This is a genomic window from Symbiopectobacterium purcellii (assembly GCF_052050035.1).
GTDB classification, from domain to species: Bacteria; Pseudomonadota; Gammaproteobacteria; order Enterobacterales; family Enterobacteriaceae; genus Symbiopectobacterium; species Symbiopectobacterium purcellii_A.
Map to the genome: position 1 here is coordinate 3356891 of NZ_CP189882.1, position 17721 is coordinate 3374611.

Here is a 17721-nt window from a genome sequence, read left to right on the forward strand (position 1 = left end):
CATGTATAAGCAGAGCGCTACAGGGCGTAGCGCTCATCAAGCTGACTTACGCCCAACCCATTTACCTTTTTGACCTTGATTTGCGTGGCGATACGCGCCTTTATCGCCTCCACGTGGCTGATGACGCCAATGGTTTTGCCGGTGGCATTGAGGTTATCCAGCGCGTCCAGCGCGCTGTCCAGCGTATCCGCGTCTAGGGTGCCAAACCCTTCATCCAGAAACAGCGAATCGATACGGGTTTTGTTGCTCACCAGATCGGAGAGCGCCAACGCTAACGCCAGGCTGACCAAAAAGCTCTCACCGCCCGACAGGGTGCGAGTGTCGCGCACCGCATCGGCCTGCCAAGTGTCGAGCACATGCAGGCCAAGCTCATCATCGGTTTTACGTTGTAGCTGATAACGACCGTGCAGGCGGGCAAGGCGCAGGTTGGCCAGATATACCAGATGATCGAGCGTTAGCCCCTGAGCGAACTTGCGGAATTTATCACCGCTTTGCGAGCCAATAAGATCGTTGAGGCAGCTCCAGTCGGCATACTGCTGGCTCTGTTGTTCGATCTCTTGTAGCAGTGCTTGCTGTTTATCCCGTTGCATATCATCGTTGCGTAGCCGTTGTTGGCATTCACCTTGTTGATAGAGATTGGTTTTCAGCGCACTATCAAGCTGTTCCAGCCGTTGTTCAGGCGTTGTGGTCTCGTCGTCATCCGGTCCGGTTAGCGGGCGCTGTGCCAGATGTGTGCTCAGCGCGGCGGCGGCCTGCTGTCGCAGCGCTTGGGTTTCTGTGACGGCCTGACGCACTGCGTCGAGTTTAGTGCGCAGCACCTGACGCGTATCATCATTCAGCAGCGCCTGTTGGAACGCGGCTTCATCAGTGAAGGGGCTGCGCGCCAAGGCTGTCGCAAACTGGGCTGCGGATTGCTGTTCGGCGTCTTCACAGTGTTCGCGGTGCGTGCGTTGACCTGCCAACTCTCCCGCTAGTTGGGCGAGCTGTGCCGCTGCCTCTTGCAACACGACGGCTAACTTATCAACGCGCTGCTGATGCTGTTCGCTGTTCTGCCGCCATTGCTGACGTACCTGCTGCGTGTCGCGATCGCCAAACAGGGCGTGGCGTTGCTGGCGCAAGGCTGCCAGCTGTTTTTCCCCATCCTGCCATTGTGTCTGCTGTAGTGTGGCGCTCGCATCGAGTGCCTGTAACGTTTTTTCCCGTTCCTGCACGGTTGCATGCAGTGAGGCCAGCGTGTTGTCATCGTGCTGCAACTGCTGTTCGGTGGTTTTCCAACGCTCCGCTTCGCTGGCATGTTCTGCCAGCCAGTGCTGTTGTTCGGCAAGTGCTGGCGGAACCAACGCGTAGGGCGCAAGCGCCGCGGCGAGTGTTTCTTGCTGTGTTGTCAACGCCGCGGTGAGCTGTTGCTGTTTGTGTGCGGCCTCGGCAAGCCCTTCCCGGTGCGCCTGAATACGCTGTTGCAGCAAGGCAAGCTGCTGCTCTGTTTCCTGACGCTGCTGCTGCGCTGCGGTCAGTGAATCCTTACTTTCTTGCCAGTTGCGTTGCAGCTGCTCTTGCGCTTCTATCTGGCTAAACAGGGTATCTGCTTCGCGATCGCAGGCCGTCAGCCATTCGGCAATCTCTTGTTCCTGCTCAGGCGTGAAGGTTGCGTGTAAATGCTCACTTACTTGTTGCCAGTCGCTATAACACGTTTGGTACCGCTTTTCCTGCTCGGCCCGCTCGGCCTGAAGTTCGTCGCGCTGTTTTGCCAAGGCGGCGAGCGCGCCCTCGCGCTGCTCCAATTCACTGCGCGCCTGCTGACATAGCGTGCGCAGTTGTGCCACTCGCCCTTGCGCCTCGGACGCGGCGTGCGCCAGCGTTTGATATTCCTCAATCGCCGGATGGTGCGTTGAGCCACACAGCGGGCAGGACTCTCCCGGTTGTAACTGTGCGCGTTCAGCCTCCAACTTAACGATGCGTTTTTCCAGTTCGACACGCTGTTCGACATCGTTCAACTGCTGCTCCAGACGCTGACAGTCTGCGCGTTTCGTGTCGTTGCTCTCGGTGTCGGCCTGAAAACGCTGATCCAGCTTGATCCCTTTGCTGGCGCTATTTTGCTGTTGTTGACGCAGGTTGCTGAGTGCTTGTGTCAATTCTCCAAACTGCCGCTGCGCTTGTCGTGAACGCTGGTGCGCCGCGTAACGCTCACGCAGACCGGCAATCGGATTGGCCGTTTCTGCCTGTTGCCACCCCTGTTGCTGCTGTTCGCATTGACGCTGCAAAGTGTCGTAGCGCTGCTGTTGCGCGCTACGCTGTTCGAACAGTGCCACCTGCTTGTGCGCCAGTTCTTGTTTCGCGTTTGTCAGGCGCTGCTGTTGTGTACCGTTAGCGGTCAGTTCTCCAGACAGGCGTTGCTGCTCCTGAAATACCGAGCGCCACGCGCCAAGCTGCTCGCTCCAGTGACGGTGATGGGGATGCTGTTGCTGGTAGTTGCGTCGGGTTTCTCGCTGGGTTTGCAGGGTATCGCGTTGGCGAAGCAACTCCGCCAGTTGCTGTTGCTCGTTATCACGCTGCGTTTGCGTTTGGGTCAACGCTTGCCGATGTTCGGCACAACGCTCCCCTTGGCGAGCGATTTGCTGATCGAGCGGTATTACCTGTTGCTCGATCAGATCTTCTTCCTGCTGGCGTGCTGCATTGTGTTGCTGCTGTGCCTGTTGCGCTTGCAGCAACAACTGCTGTTGCTGCTGATGTGCTGTCTGACTGGCAGTGTGCTGCTGGACTAACGCCGTTTCACGCGTTTGTGCTGCAACCCGAGCCAACTGAGCGCGTTCGCGCTCGCTCTGCAAGGGGCGCAATTTTTCTGCTGGTTCGTCACGTTCCAGCCGTAATCGATCGGGCTCGGCATCACGTTGCGCCTGCTCGGCTGCCTCGGCCAATTGCTGTTTTTGGCGTAAGTCCTGCTGAAGAAGCCGTTCTTGAGTCAGCCATTGCTGGTGTGTCAGTGCTTGCTCACGTTTTTCCCGCAACCCTTGCTCTTCCTGCTGTCGCTGCGTCAGTGCTGCCAGTACGGTTTGTTGCTCACTGTCATCCAACAATGCAATGGCCGAGGCGCATGCCTGTAGCGTGTCCAATGCCAGCTTTACGGCCTTATGCTGCTCATAGATCCGACTGGAAATCTCGCCATAGATCACCGTTCCGGTCAACTCTTCCAACAGTTCTGCGCGTTTATTCTGTTCGGCATTGAGAAAAGCGGCAAATTGCCCCTGTGAGAGCATCATTGAACGGGTAAAACGCTCAAAATCCAGCCCGGTAATACGGACGGTGTGAGCAAGTTTTTCGGACAGCTTTTGCGTGAGGATCTTACCGTCTGCGATCAGCGCCAGCTCGGCTTTCGGGGTTTGCAGGTTGCCGTCTGCCGCATCTTTGGCGCGGCGTTGACTCCAAAACGCGCGATAGCCGATGCCTTTGACCTCAAACTCCACTTCTGCCAGACAGTCGGCGGTGTTGCGTGTCATCAGTTCGTTTTGCGTAGCGGAGAGCGTATTCAACCGCGGTGTCTGGTGATACAGCGCCAGACAGATGGCATCCAGCAGCGTGGTTTTGCCCGCGCCGGTCGGGCCGGTGATGGCAAACAGCCCGTTGCTGGCAAACGGCTCCTGCGTGAAATCGATCTTCCATTCGCCTTTGAGCGAGTTAAGGTTTTTTAACCGAAAACTCAGGATTCTCATGCTTGCGGTGCTCCTTCGGTGACGTCGCGGACCATGTCATCGAACAGTGGGCGCAGCCGTGCTTGCTGTTCCTGCGCCATGTCGGTCAGCGCCAGTTTGCGTTCGAAAACGTCCTGTGGGGATAATTCGTCCAACGTTTCTTTCTTTTCGCGCGCAATCGCCTGCAAACGCTGCTCACGGTTGCGCCGTAGCAGCAACACGTCGACGGGCAATGTGTGCGTTACCTGCTGAATACGCTGCTGCATGTCGCTAAGGTAGGTGTCGGTGGCGATCTCAATATCCAGCCTGATGCGTTGCCCCGCTTCGGGAGCGGGTAGGTTGTGCAACTGCTGCTCAATGTCCGCCAGATTGCCTTTTATCAGTCGCATCGGCTGCGTCACCGGTACGGGCAGTAGCGTTATCTCCGGGGGAACGCCTGGCGGAAAGTCGATCAACGCGACCGATTTTTCACTGCCAAGTTCATCAAAACTCAGGGCAATCGGGGAACCGCTGTAGCGGATATGCTCGCTGTGTCCTACGCGCTGCGGGCGGTGAATATGCCCAAGAGCGATATAATCCGCAGGCGGAAAGGCCTGCACCGGGTAGGCATCGAGCGAGCCGATGTAGATCTCGCGCACCGCTTCCGAGGCGGTAACCCCCACGGTAGTCAGGTGTCCGGTGGCGATAATCGGCAGGGGCGCTGCCAGCATGTCGCGTAAATCGCAGGCGTGCTGGTAGCATTGCGTATAGTGTTCGCTGATGGCTTCTTGTAAGGCGACCTGTTTTTCCACGCCGGATTGACCTGCCAGGCTGCGCAGGATGTCGCGTGGGCGTAAGAAAGGAATGGCGCACAGAATCGCGCCGGGCGCACCTTGACGGGTATTGAGTGCAAATACCTGCTGCGTTGCATCCTCGGTGGCGTTGGCGATAACACGGGTATTGAGGCACGCCAGCAGATCCCGTGATTCATTCAGGGTCGCCACCGCATCGTGATTTCCGGCCAGCAACACCAACTGGCACCCGGTGGTGCGCAAAGCTACCACAAACCGGTTGAGCATCTCGCGTGCGTAACTCGGCGGCGAACCGTTATCAAAGATATCACCGGCCACAATCAGCGCATCGACCTGATAGTCGGTTATCTGCTCGATGAGCCAGTCGAGAAACGCTTGATGCTCAGGTGCGCGGCTTTTAGTATAAAAATATTGGCCAAGATGCCAGTCTGCGGTGTGAATGATACGCATGGCGTTTCCTGTTAGACGTGCTATCGCGTGTAGGGCGATTATAAGCAGTGAGGGCGGCGACTGTCGTTATCACCGTGAAAATTTTGGAAACAACTGCTAAACAGGGTGTTACCTTCAATGTGGGTTTTCATGAATCTGTCATAAAACTGACGCATACTGCTTTCGCCCACAGAAGATAAGCCGCTCAAGCACCTTGATAGGTAAAGCGGGCAATGGTGAGATTTCGTTATTGTTGACGCGTTTCATACGCTGACTAACGGCAGGATGAACAATGGCAAGACGCATACTGGTCGTAGAAGATGAAGCGCCGATTCGTGAAATGGTGTGCTTCGTGTTAGAGCAAAACGGTTATCAGTCCGTTGAAGCGGAAGATTATGACAGCGCCGTGACGCGTTTGTCCGAGCCCTATCCGGATCTGGTGCTGCTGGACTGGATGCTGCCAGGTGGCTCGGGGTTGCAGTTCATCAAGCACATGAAGCGCGAAGCGCTGACGCGGGATATCCCGGTTATGATGTTGACGGCGCGCGGAGAAGAGGAAGATCGCGTGCGTGGGCTTGAGGTTGGTGCGGATGATTATATCACCAAGCCGTTTTCGCCCAAAGAACTGGTCGCACGCATCAAGGCAGTGATGCGCCGTATTTCACCGATGGCGGTGGAAGAGGTGATCGAAATGCGGGGGTTGAGTCTGGACCCAACCTCGCATCGGGTTACCACCGAACAGCACGCGCTGGAGATGGGGCCGACCGAATTCAAGCTGCTGCATTTCTTTATGACGCACGCTGAGCGTGTATACAGTCGCGAGCAGTTGCTCAATAAAGTTTGGGGAACTAACGTTTATGTTGAGGATCGTACTGTGGACGTGCATATTCGTCGCTTGCGCAAGGCGCTGGAAACCAGTGGACACGATAAAATGGTGCAAACGGTCCGGGGAACGGGGTACCGTTTTTCTACGCGTTATTGATGTGCGTGTGAGTCTTAGCGTGCGCGACATCGTGGCTGAATACCGCCAAAGCGGAGAATTTTTAACGTGTTAGAACGTCTTTCGTGGAAAAAGCTGGCATCGGAGCTGGCTTTTTTTTGCTTGCCCGCCCTGCTGCTGGGATTGATTTTCGGCTACCTGCCCTGGTTTATACTGGCGGCTTTGCTGGTGGTACTTGGCTGGAATTATTACAACCAGCTTAAGCTCTCCTATTGGCTGTGGGTCGATCGCAGTATGACGCCACCACCCGGACGTTGGAGCTGGGAGCCGTTGTTTTACGGGCTGTACCAAATGCAACTGCGTAATCGGCGGCGGCGGCGTGAGCTGGCCTTGCTGATCAAACGTTTTCGCAGCGGTGCCGAGTCGCTACCCGACGGCGTGGTGATCACCACCGAAGAGGGCACAATTATCTGGTGCAACGGCTTGTCGCAGCATTTGCTCAGCCTGCGTTGGCCGGAAGATAACGGCCAAAATATCCTCAATTTGCTGCGCTATCCCGAGTTCACCCAATACATGCGTCAGCAGGATTTTACCCGCGCCTTGACCCTGCAATTGATCAACGCTCACCATGTCGAATTCCGTGTTATGCCTTACTCGGAAGGACAATTGTTGATGGTGGTGCGCGACATCACCCAGATGCACCAACTGGAAGGGGCTCGGCGTAATTTCTTTGCCAACGTCAGTCATGAATTACGCACTCCGCTCACCGTGTTGCAAGGCTATCTGGAGATGATGCAGGACGATTCGCTGGACGGTGCCTTACGCAGCAAAGCACTCTCGACCATGCAGGAGCAGACGCGGCGCATGGACGGGTTGGTGAAACAGTTGCTCACGTTATCGAAAATCGAAGCGGCGGCACCGATCAATCTGGCGGAAAAGGTCGATGTGCCACGTATGCTGCGCATACTGCAACGTGAAGCACAGACGCTGAGCCAGGAGCGTCATGAAATTGTGTTCCGCATCAACGATGGGCTGAGCGTTTATGGCAATGAAGAACAGTTGCACAGTGCCTTCTCCAATCTGGTGTACAACGCGGTTAATCACACGCCGGAAGGCACACGCATTGAAGTGTGCTGGCAAAAAATCAGCCAAGGCGCGCAGTTTCAGGTCAGCGATAATGGCCCTGGTATCGCCGCCGAGCATATCCCTCGCCTGACGGAGCGTTTTTACCGCGTGGATAAAGCCCGATCGCGACAAACGGGTGGCAGCGGATTGGGGCTTGCCATCGTCAAGCATGCGCTCAGCCATCATGATTCGCGGTTGGAGATCCTCAGTGAACCCGGTGCCGGAGCACGTTTTATGTTTACGCTTCCTAACCGGTTGATTGTCCCTGCCTCTCTGTCGGAGAATAGCACCACCCCTTCGGCTTGATGGATATAACCTATGATGCCAGCCCCGCGTTTTTCGGGTTTATTGCTCTGTACTGCGCTGTTACTCAGTGGCTAGAGCCACATTGCGCGCAGTGAGCAAATGCTGGCGGGTAACCTCTCCAGTGCCGGCTCTGACACCTTGGCGACGCTGATGGCGTTTTGGGCCGCCGATTTCAACCAGCATTATCCCAGCGTTAACGTACAGATGCAGGCGGCGGGGTCGTCATCGGCACCGACGGCACTTGCCTCCGGCGCGGCATAGCTTGGCCCGATGAGCCGTGCCATGAAGGCCAGTGAGATTGAGGCCTTTGTGCAACGCTACGGTTATCCACCACTGGCTGTGCCGGTGGCGATGGATGCGCTGGTGGTGTTAGTTAATCAGGATAATCCGCTGCCGGGGTTGAACGTGCAACAGCTCGATGCACTGTTCTCCATTACCCATCGCTGTGGGGCAACGCAAACCGTCACTCACTGGCGCGACCTCGGGTTGAGCGGGGAATGGTCATCGCGCCGCGTGTTGCGCTACGGGCGTAACTCAGCGTCGGGCACCTACGGTTTTTTAAGCAGCAAGCGCTATGTGGCGGTGATTTCTTGCCGCTGGTGAATGAGCTACAGGGTTCTGCGTCGGTAGTGCAGGCGGTGGCCACTTCCACACAGGCGATTGGTTATGCCAGCCTCGGTTTTCGCGCCAGCGGAGTGAAAATGTTGTCGCTGGCGGCGCAGGGAAACGACTACGTTGCGCCGACGGTGGACAATATTCGCAGCGGGCGTTATCCCTACGCGCGCTATCTCTATATTTATGTCAACAAAGCGCCAGAGCGTGCGCTGGATAGCCTGACGGCCGCCTTTATGGATCGGGTGCTGTCTACCGCTGGGCAAAATCTGGTGAGTCAGGATGGCTATCTTCCCTTGCCTGAGCATGTGCGCGTTACCGCACGCCAGCAACTCGGCCTGTAACACTCCATCATTCTCACCCATCACCGTCATTCCCGAGAAGGCGGGAATCTGGTGCACGTGAAACGCGTTCATTCTGGCAGCTATCCCCGGTTTTCGCCGGAAATAACCAGGGGAAAAGTGACTTTTTCATCAGCCTGACGTGAATTTTATTCATGTTAGTCGCGGAAAGTGAAAATTATTCTATTGCCCTCACTCTGTTGCCATGAGAGGATTTACCTACCTTATAGCCGTCCAGATGTCTAAATAAGTATAAGGCGTGATTACTGTGCGGCGTGACTATTCATTTTGAAACTACTTTGCAATGCCGCTTGCCTCACGCTGCGACCTGCTGGCGCGGTTGCGAAAGATCAGGAGTTTATCATGGCTAAAGCACTTCCCCCTTTCCGCGCCGATGTGGTCGGTAGCCTGCTGCGTCCCGAAGCCATCAAAGAAGCACGCCTGCAATTCCAGTCCGGTGCCATTAATGCGGAGCAACTGCGCACCGTAGAAGATGCAGAAATTTTGCGTGCAGTTGCGTTGCAACGTGAAGCCGGGCTTCAGGTGGTCACCGACGGTGAATTCCGTCGCGCCTGGTGGCATTTCGACTTTTTTGAAGGGTTGAACGGGGTGGAGGCTTTCGAAGCGGACCACGGTATCCAGTTTAACGGTATCCAAACCAAGTCTCGTGCTATCAAGGTGACGGGCAAAGTCAGCTTTAACCAACAGCACCCGATGCTGGCGCATTTTCGTTACCTGAACAGTATCGCGGGTGATGTGACCGCCAAGATGACGATTCCTAGCCCGAGCGTGTTCCATTTCCGTGGTGGACGCAAGGCCATCGACAGTCAGGTTTACCCAACGCTGGATGCTTATTTCGACGATCTGGCGCAGACTTGGCACGATGCGATTCATGCTTTCTACGCCGCAGGCTGCCGCTATCTGCAACTGGATGATACCGTATGGGCTTACCTGTGCTCAGACGATCAAAAACGCCAAATTCGCGAACGCGGTGAAGATCCGGAACAGCTGGCCCGTATCTATGCCGACGTGTTGAATAAAGCATTGGTAGGCAAACCAGCCGACCTGACTATCGGTTTGCACGTATGCCGTGGCAACTTCCGTTCTACCTGGATTTCTGAAGGCGGGTATGAGCCAGTTGCATCGATCCTGTTTGGCGACGTCAATGTGGACGAGTTTTTCCTTGAGTATGATAACGATCGCTCAGGGGGATTCGAACCGCTGCGTTTCATCAAACCGGGACATCAGCAAGTGGTGCTGGGTCTGGTGACCACCAAAAACGGCGAGTTGGAAGATCCGGCCTTGCTGAAGGCGCGCATTGCGGAAGCCGCGAAATATGTTGATATCAAACAGCTTTGCCTCAGCCCACAGTGTGGTTTTGCTTCCACGGAAGAGGGCAACAGCCTGACGGAAGCACAGCAGTGGGCCAAGCTGCGTCTGGTTGTGGATACGGCTGCCGCCGTGTGGGGCAACTAATACACGAACGCATCGCACCGGGGGACGCGGATCCGCTATCCCCGGTGTTTCTTCGACGCTCCGCCGTGGGGTGTCACAATCTGCAAATCTGTTCACACCGTTTACCGCGTAATCCCCTGCCACTTGTCCCCTTTTGCAGTAAAAAGCGCTTCTTATGCTGAAGCATCGCCTCTTTTATGTCCGTTTTGCGCGTATTACGCGTTTTTATACTGGTTTTATTGCAAAGCAAAGACGGTAAATGCACAAATCATGTGCGGAAGGTTGTGTGAGTGGTGATATTATGTGCTGATTATTTCTGTTAGGTTGGCGTAATACTTCGCATTTTGGATCACTACTTGTCATTTATTGCTATAAACGTTTTACTTAGCGCCCTATAACGTCTTCGCGATAAGAATAATTTATACCACGTCGCAGTGCGTCTTCCCATTTTGTCGCATTTATATACAGGCAACACAACGTAACTATGAGTCATCGTTTAACATCCAAAGATATCGTGGCGCTGGGGTTTATGACCTTTGCGCTGTTTGTCGGGGCGGGGAACATTATTTTCCCGCCGATCGTGGGTTTGCAGGCTGGTGAACACGTCTGGACCGCCGCGCTTGGCTTTTTGCTCACAGCGGTTGGCCTACCGGTGTTAACCGTGGTAGCGCTGGCGCGTGTGGGCGGTGGCGTTGATGCGCTGAGCTCCCCCATTGGCCAGAAGGCTGGCGTTCTGCTGGCGACCGTGTGTTATCTGGCTGTCGGACCGCTGTTCGCTACACCGCGTACTGCCACGGTATCGTTCGAAGTCGGATTGGCTCCGCTGTTTGGCGATGCGGCCACGCCGTTGCTCATCTATAGCGTGGTCTATTTTGCGCTGGTGATCGGCATTTCTCTCTATCCGGGTCGTCTGCTGGATACGGTCGGCCATGTACTGGCACCGTTAAAAATTCTGGCGCTGGCAGTTCTGGGATTGGCGGCGGTGATGTGGCCGGCGGGTTCGCCGATCCCGGCGACCGACGTCTATCAAACCGTGCCGTTTTCTAACGGTTTTGTGAACGGTTACCTGACCATGGATACCCTGGGTGCCATGGTCTTCGGCATTGTTATCGTCAATGCCGCCCGGTCACGCGGCGTGACCGATGCTAGGCTACTGACCCGCTACACCATTTGGGCTGGTTTGATTGCTGGGGTCGGATTGACGTTGGTCTATCTGAGCCTGTTTAAGCTGGGCTCGGTGAGCGGCGAACTGATTCCTAACGCGCAAAACGGGGCTAAAATTCTGCATGCTTACGTGCAGCACACCTTTGGCAGCATGGGCAGCGGTTTTCTGGCATTGTTGATATTTATCGCCTGCATGGTGACTGCGGTTGGCCTGACCTGTGCCTGCGCCGAATTTTTCTCCCAGTATTTGCCGTTTTCCTACAGCACGCTGGTATTTGTGCTGGGTGGCTTCTCGGCGTTAGTGGCTAATCTGGGGTTAAGTCATCTGATTCAGCTTTCCATTCCGGTGCTGACAGCGATCTATCCGCCCTGTATCATTCTGGTTTTGCTGAGTTTTACTTTGCGCTGGTGGAATCAGGCTTCGCGTATTGTGGCCCCGGTCATGTTAATCAGCCTGTTATTTGGACTGATTGATGGGGTAAAATCATCGACCTTTGCGCCATTGCTGCCAGCCTGGAGCCTGAACTTGCCTTTGGGTGAGCAGGGATTGGCCTGGTTGCCACCGTCACTGGTGCTGCTGCTTGCCGCGGTTATTTATGATCGGTTAAGTGGGCGTCAGGAAGAGACGGCGCACCAATAACGCACTAACGCTGCATTTTTCACCACAGGCTGCCGCCTGTGGTTTTTCTTTTGTAAGACAGGGCTGCTTAATTTATGGAACAACAATCCGCTAAGCTAAAGCGTGGGTTAAGCACGCGGCACATCCGCTTCATTGCACTCGGATCGGCGATTGGTACTGGGCTGTTTTATGGCTCGGCCAGTGCCATTCAGATGGCAGGACCCAGCGTGCTGTTGGCTTATATCATCGGTGGTGTTATCGCCTATATCATTATGCGGGCGCTGGGAGAGATGTCAGTCAATAACCCGCAGGCCAGCTCTTTTTCCCGCTACGCGCAGGATTACCTGGGGCCGATGGCGGGCTACATTACCGGATGGACCTACTGCTTTGAGATCCTTATCGTTGCCATCGCGGATGTGACCGCGTTTGGTATCTACATGAGCGTCTGGTTCCCGGATGTGCCGCACTGGATCTGGGTGTTAAGCGTGGTGCTGATCATTGGTGCCATTAACCTGATGAGGGTGAAGGTGTTCGGTGAGCTGGAGTTTTGGCTCTCGTTCTTCAAGGTCGCCATCATCATCATTATGATTGTGGCGGGCATCGGGATTATCGTGTGGGGTATCGGTAACGGTGGTCAGCCAACCGGAATCAGTAACCTGTGGAGCCACGGCGGTTTCTTCAGTAACGGTGTGATGGGCATGGTCCTGTCGCTGCAACTGGTGATGTTTGCCTACGGCGGTATTGAAATTATTGGTATCACCGCAGGCGAAGCTAAAGATCCGCATAAATCCATTCCGCGTGCGATTAACTCGGTGCCGTGGCGCATCCTGGTGTTCTATGTAGGCACGCTGTTTGTCATCATGTCGATTTATCCCTGGAATCAGGTGGGGACAGAAGGCAGCCCGTTTGTGCTGACCTTCCAGCATCTTGGTATCACGGCAGCCGCAGGCATTCTGAATTTTGTGGTGATCACAGCGTCTCTGTCGGCGATTAACAGCGACGTGTTTGGCGTGGGCCGCATGATGCACGGCATGGCCGAGCAGGGTAACGCCCCCAAGGTCTTTGCCAAAGTGTCGCAGCGCGGTATTCCGTGGGTCACGGTCGTTGTGATGATGGCTGCGCTGCTGGTGGCGGTTTATCTGAACTACATCATGCCGGGCAAAGTGTTTTTGGTGATTGCGTCGCTGGCAACCTTTGCCACCGTGTGGGTGTGGATCATGATCCTCTGTTCACAAATTGCGTTCCGGCGTCGTTTGAGTGAGAACGAGGTGAAAGCATTGGCGTTTCCGCTGCCGGGAGGCGTGGCGTCTTCGGTAGTTGGTATCGTGTTCCTGGTGTTTATCATCGGACTGATTGGTTACTTCGAAGAAACGCGTGTTTCCCTCTACGTGGGCGTGCTGTGGATTGCACTGCTGCTGTTGGGCTATGCCTTTAAACAGAAACGGCAGAAGCTGGCGAATAACAACGCTTAAGTGGTGTTGAACGTGAACAGCGTGCTGATGCGGTAAACGTATCATCCTGATGGGAAGCCTTCAGGCGAACACGTGCTGTGAGCCTGAAGCGGTAACCGATAAACCCTGGCTGATCGACTCTCGACCAATCTGAGGGTATAGCTCGATTGAGGATGGTGGAACAGGTTGTGCATATCGCCTTGTTCCACGACCTGTCCCGATTTTAATACCAGTACTCGGTGTGCCAGCGCTTTGACGACGTACATATCGTGACTAATGAACAAATAGCTCAGGCCATATTCCATCTGTAAATCGCGTAATAGCACGATCAGTTTTTTTTGCACCAACCTGTCGAGCGCTGCGGTAGGTTCATCCAGGATCAACAGTGCAGGATTAAGAATCAAGACGCGCGCCAAGGCAATACGTGCGCGCTGCCCACAAGATAGCTCATTAGGATAGCGTGCGGCTAAGGTTTCGTTCAATTCTACGTCCTGTAGTACCTTGCTTACACGCTGGTGTACCTGTTCAAGAGAAAGCTGCTTTTGTTGGTAGCGTAGCCCTTCGCTGACAATATCAAACACACTCATGCGCGGTGACAGTGCTCCGTAAGGGTCTTGAAACACATACTGTAGCTTATTGCGTAAAGTTCCCCAGCCATACAGCGACCAGCGATCGACGCGTTGGCCGAGAAAGACGATCTTCCCTTCTCCCGGTTGTAATCCCAGTATGGTTTTTGCCAATGTGGATTTACCGGAGCCTGATTCCCCAACAATCCCCAAGGTTTCCCCCTGTTTCACGGTTAGGCTGATATTCGTCAGCGTAGGGGCGGTGGGCGGGACCTTTCTGAACCAGCGTCGCTGGCCAGGGTAGGTGACACTCAGGTTTTCAATGGACAGAACCTCTTGCCCCATTCCCACTGGAAACGCAACAAAGTGAACCACTTGCCAGAGTCGGATAAAATCACCGTTCTGGCCATACTGGAGAGCCTTTTGCATGCAGGGAAAACATCTGACTCAGAAAGAACGGTTCTACATCGAAAAGCGGCGTGGTGAAGGTATCAACCAAGCTACCATCGCCAGAGAGCTTGCTCTGCCTCGCTCGACCATCAGCAGGGAACTCAGACGCAATACCGACCCTACTTTCAATGGTGTCTACTGCTGTAGCAGGGCGGACACTCTGGTCCGGGAACGCCGTCATAAGCCTCTGCCAAACAATGCTTTTTACCCGTTGGAGCTACACATTCAGAACTTCATCAGTCAGGCGCTTTCCACTCACTCTTCACCTGAAATCATCAGTGGCCGTTTGCACCTGGAATTCGGTATATCTGTCAGCAAGAATACGCTCTATCGCTATATCCTGCAGGAGAGACAGGCTGGCGGGGAGCTATATCAGCAACTTCCTCATCGGGGAAAACGTTACAGGTACAATGCCGAAAACCTCAAATCAGGCCCTATTCCCAACCGTGTTGGTATTGAGTATCGCCCAGCTCAAGCCGAGCTTAAACAGGAGCCTGGCCACTTCGAAATTGACACTATTTTTGGCAAAGACCAGAAGTCATTCTTGTTAACCATCGTAGATAAAGCATTGAAAACCGTCATCATTCGCAAACTGCCTAATAAGCGTGCGGAGACTGTGGTTGCTGCTTTCAGGGACATTGAAGCTAATACCTTTTGCAAGTTTAAGACCCTAACAGCTGATAACGGCCCTGAATTCGCTCTGCACGAGCAAATTACTCAAATCACAGGGGCGCAGGTCTACTTTGCCCATCCTTATCATTCCTGGGAGAGGGGCTTGAATGAGCACACCAACGGGCTGATACGACGTTTTTACCCAAAGGGAACAGACTTCAGTCAGGTCAGTCATCGTAAGATTGCCGAACTCAAACACATACTCAATACGAGGGGTGATCTGGCCCAGACTTGGTGGACACGCCCTTAAGAGAGGACTTGTCGTTCAAATACCATCGGGCTGACATAGCCCAGCGTGCTATGCCGCCGTTTCTGATTGTAATCCACCTCAATGTAGTTAAACACCTCAGATTTCATGGTTTCCCGGTCAGGAAAGTGTTCGCCGTGGATCAGCTCCACCTTCAAACTGTGAAAAAAACTTTCAGCACACGCGTTATCATAACAGTTGCCTTTTCCACTCATGCTACATGTTAATTTACTGATTTTAATTAACTTCTGATAATCATCAGAACAGTACTGACTGCCACGATCCGAGTGGACGATGACTTCCTCTGGGGAACCCCGTCGGCTCAGGGCCATCTGCAGGGCATCGCAGACCAGGCCCGACTTCATCCTTACCGAGGCTTTGTTGAATAAATCGAACTTTCAGGGGATCGCCGGATCAAAGCACTATCATCGCTCCCGATAGCAGCTCCCCATGGCAAAGCAAAAGTTTAAAATCACCAACTGGCCCACCTACAACAAAGCACTCAGACAACGCGGCTCCCTGACGGTCTGGCTTGATGAGTCGGCCATCGCTGCATGGACTGACAGTGCTTCGCCTGAAGGTCGTGGTCGGCCGCTTTACTACACCGATATGGCTGTTACCACGGTTTTGATGATAAAGCGCGTGTTTAACCTGTCGCTCCGGGCATTACAGGGCTTTGTCGACTCGGTTTTTACACTGATGAGCCTGCCACTGCGCTGCCCGGACTACTCTCTGGTCAGTCGGCGGGCAAAAACCGTCAGTATCAGCATAAAAACGCCAACGCGTGGTGAAATCTCGCATCTGGTCATCGACAGTACCGGTCTGAAGGTCTTTGGCGAAGGTGAATGGAAAGTCAGGCAGCATGGGGCTGACAGACGAAGAGTGTGGCGCAAGCTTCATCTGGCAGCAGACAGTGCGACGCATGAGATTATCTGTGCCGACTTATCGCTCAGCGGAACGACAGATGCGCAGGCACTGCCGTGCCTGATTAACCAAACCCACCGAAAAATCAGGGAAGTGTCAGCAGACGGTGCTTATGACGCCCGTTACTGCCACGATGCGTTGCTAAGAAAGAAAATCAGGCCCCTTATCCCGCCGCGAAGCGGAGCCAAATACTGGCCGGACAAGTACCATGAACGTAACCATGCGGTGGCGAATCAGCGTCTGAGCGGGAGTAATGATATGTGGAAAAAGAAAGTGGGTTATCACCGGCGTTCAGTGGCAGAAACAGCGATGTTCCGCATAAAAACTTTGCTGGGTGGCCATCTGAGCCTGCGTGACTATGAGGCTCAAGTAGGTGAAGCCATAGCGATGGTCAAATCGCTGAACCGTATGACGTTGTTGGGTATGCCACACAGCGTCAGGATAGGATAACAGGTGTAGCAGAGGGAGTCATCCTGTCGGCTAATTCTGATTTATTCAACAAAGCCCCTTACCGACATTGACCATCCCACAACGGCTCGTGAAAATAAATCAATTATTACAGCCAGATAAACCCAACCCGCTTCCGTCCATAAGTAAGAACCTATCCCAAAAGGAATTGTAAATTAATAAGTAATAGCAATTTCTGAGGGAAGTATGGCAAGCAATAAGTGGCCGATCAGCGATGAACTCTGGGGGAAAATGGTTCCGTTGCTCCCGGAACACAAAACCCACCATCCGCTGGGTACGCATCGCAGGCGGGTTGATAATCGTGCCGCAATGAACGCCATTCTCTTTGTGCTCAGAACGGGTTGCCAGTGGAATGCCCTGAATGCCACCGGGATATGCTCGTCAAGCTCCGCTCACCGCCGCTTCCAGGAGTAGCGGGATGCAGGAGTTTTTGAACGGTTCTGGCAGAACGGGTTGCTGGCCTGCGAGCAGCTGGATGCTATAGCCAAGCGACATTATTTTGATAACAGCCAGCTATGCTTCTTTGCCGCATATCAGGGCATAGGATGTAATCATTTTTAAGTCGGTTGGCTATATCGACTGGTCATGGCTGTCGATGGATGGTTGTATGACGAAGTCACCGCTGGCAGGCTCAAAAAAACAGGACGGAATCCCACAGACCGGGGGAAACAGGGTGTAAAGCGTAGCCTGATGACCGATGCGAACGGGCTTCCCCTCTCTCTGGTTGTCTCAGGGGCAAATACCCACGACATAAAGCTGGTTGCTGATACTCTCGACGCCCTTCAGACGGGCAGACGCGGCAGAAAGCTCCGCCTCTGTCTGGACAAAGGCTATGAAGCCGGATGGCTGGAGGCCTGTCTGAAAAGTCGTCGTTACGAACCTCATATCCAGTCAAGGAAAGAGGAGTCGGAAGCCATCAAAAACACGGATTTTAAAGCTCACCGCTGGGTAGTGGAGAGAACGCACAGCTGGATGAATCGCTTTCGTCGGGTTCTGACTCGCTGGGAGAAGAAAGTCGAAAATTATGAGGCGATGCTGCATTTTACCTGCGGCATCATTGTCTGGAATAAAATCCTATTGGGATAGGCTCTAAGTGATGTCACCGACCCATTTCTGGTTCGGGGCTGATGCTGTGAAATCCTGCTGTAGCAGATTCGGCGCCACCGGACGATTATGCTTCGAATCTGTTGTCACCCTGAATTTTTTTGCCGCTTTCGCCTTCAGCCCCTGCCGGCGCAGGCTTGCAGCGATGGTTTTGCGATTGTAATGATAACCGGCATCCTGCAGGTCCAGGCGCAGCCTGCGGGCACCGTTGCGTCCTTTCTGTTCCGTAAAGGCGCTGGCTACCCGGGTATCGCAAAGCTCCCGTCGCTGCTGTGAAACCGTTTTCTGCCCACATCGTCGGCTCCAGGCATAAAATCCGCTGCGGCTGACGACCAGAACACGCGCCATAGACTTATAGCTAAACGACTTAA

The 17721-nt window shown here is 54.2% G+C and carries 10 protein-coding genes and 4 pseudogenes; 9 read left to right on the plus strand and 5 right to left on the minus strand.

Features of this window, described 5'->3' with window-relative positions:
• Positions 1-17: 17 nt before the first annotated feature.
• Positions 18-3707, minus strand: a complete 3690-nt coding sequence (locus ACQGXV_RS23145) for an AAA family ATPase (RefSeq protein WP_440863274.1) — start codon at positions 3705-3707, stop codon at positions 18-20.
• Complete coding sequence (gene sbcD / locus ACQGXV_RS23150; RefSeq protein WP_440863275.1) at positions 3704-4927, minus strand: exonuclease subunit SbcD; 1224 nt, start codon at positions 4925-4927, stop codon at positions 3704-3706. The genes ACQGXV_RS23145 and sbcD overlap by 4 nt, the downstream gene beginning before the upstream one ends.
• 271 nt (positions 4928-5198) lie before the next feature.
• Here sbcD and phoB point away from each other — a divergent pair, with 271 nt between their 5' ends.
• The 6 genes and pseudogenes from phoB to proY all read left to right on the plus strand — a co-directional run bounded on the left by phoB (position 5199) and on the right by proY (position 12940).
• Positions 5199-5888, plus strand: a complete 690-nt coding sequence (gene phoB / locus ACQGXV_RS23155) for a phosphate response regulator transcription factor PhoB (RefSeq protein WP_440863276.1) — start codon at positions 5199-5201, stop codon at positions 5886-5888.
• 66 nt (positions 5889-5954) lie between these two features.
• Positions 5955-7277, plus strand: coding sequence for a phosphate regulon sensor histidine kinase PhoR (gene phoR / locus ACQGXV_RS23160; protein ID WP_440863277.1), 1323 nt, complete (start codon positions 5955-5957; stop codon positions 7275-7277).
• Positions 7278-7358: 81 nt separating this feature from the next.
• A pseudogene (locus ACQGXV_RS23165) lies at positions 7359-8233 on the plus strand (PstS family phosphate ABC transporter substrate-binding protein).
• Positions 8234-8593: 360 nt separating this feature from the next.
• Positions 8594-9706, plus strand: coding sequence for a cobalamin-independent methionine synthase II family protein (locus ACQGXV_RS23170; protein WP_440863278.1), 1113 nt, complete (start codon positions 8594-8596; stop codon positions 9704-9706).
• A gap of 463 nt (positions 9707-10169) precedes the next feature.
• Positions 10170-11489: a branched-chain amino acid transport system II carrier protein gene (gene brnQ, locus ACQGXV_RS23175; RefSeq protein WP_440863279.1), complete on the plus strand. Its 1320-nt coding sequence runs from the start codon at positions 10170-10172 to the stop codon at positions 11487-11489.
• A 74-nt stretch (positions 11490-11563) separates the two neighbouring features.
• The gene (proY, locus tag ACQGXV_RS23180; protein WP_440863280.1) at positions 11564-12940 is read left to right on the plus strand and encodes a proline-specific permease ProY; all 1377 of its coding nucleotides are present in this window, start codon (positions 11564-11566) and stop codon (positions 12938-12940) included.
• Positions 12941-12981: 41 nt separating this feature from the next.
• Here proY and ACQGXV_RS23185 read toward each other — a convergent pair whose 3' ends face one another.
• Positions 12982-13914: an ATP-binding cassette domain-containing protein gene (locus ACQGXV_RS23185; protein ID WP_440863281.1), complete on the minus strand. Its 933-nt coding sequence runs from the start codon at positions 13912-13914 to the stop codon at positions 12982-12984.
• Here ACQGXV_RS23185 and ACQGXV_RS23190 point away from each other — a divergent pair.
• Complete coding sequence (locus ACQGXV_RS23190) at positions 13913-14857, plus strand: IS30 family transposase (protein WP_440863282.1); 945 nt, start codon at positions 13913-13915, stop codon at positions 14855-14857. The genes ACQGXV_RS23185 and ACQGXV_RS23190 overlap by 2 nt on opposite strands.
• On the opposite strand, the pseudogene ACQGXV_RS23195 reads toward ACQGXV_RS23190, so the two are convergent.
• Positions 14854-15246, minus strand: a pseudogene (locus ACQGXV_RS23195) (IS3 family transposase); the annotation flags it as partial. The gene ACQGXV_RS23190 and the pseudogene ACQGXV_RS23195 sit on opposite strands and share 4 nt — an antisense overlap.
• Positions 15247-15304: 58 nt before the next feature.
• On the opposite strand from ACQGXV_RS23195, the gene ACQGXV_RS23200 reads away from it, so the two are divergent.
• Entirely contained in the window at positions 15305-16228 is a 924-nt protein-coding gene (locus tag ACQGXV_RS23200) for an IS5 family transposase (protein WP_440863283.1), read from the plus strand.
• Positions 16229-16432: 204 nt separating this feature from the next.
• Positions 16433-17332, plus strand: a pseudogene (locus ACQGXV_RS23205) (IS5 family transposase).
• 6 nt (positions 17333-17338) lie between these two features.
• Here ACQGXV_RS23205 and ACQGXV_RS23210 read toward each other — a convergent pair.
• A pseudogene (locus tag ACQGXV_RS23210) lies at positions 17339-17716 on the minus strand (IS3 family transposase); the annotation flags it as partial.
• Positions 17717-17721: the final 5 nt, after the last annotated feature.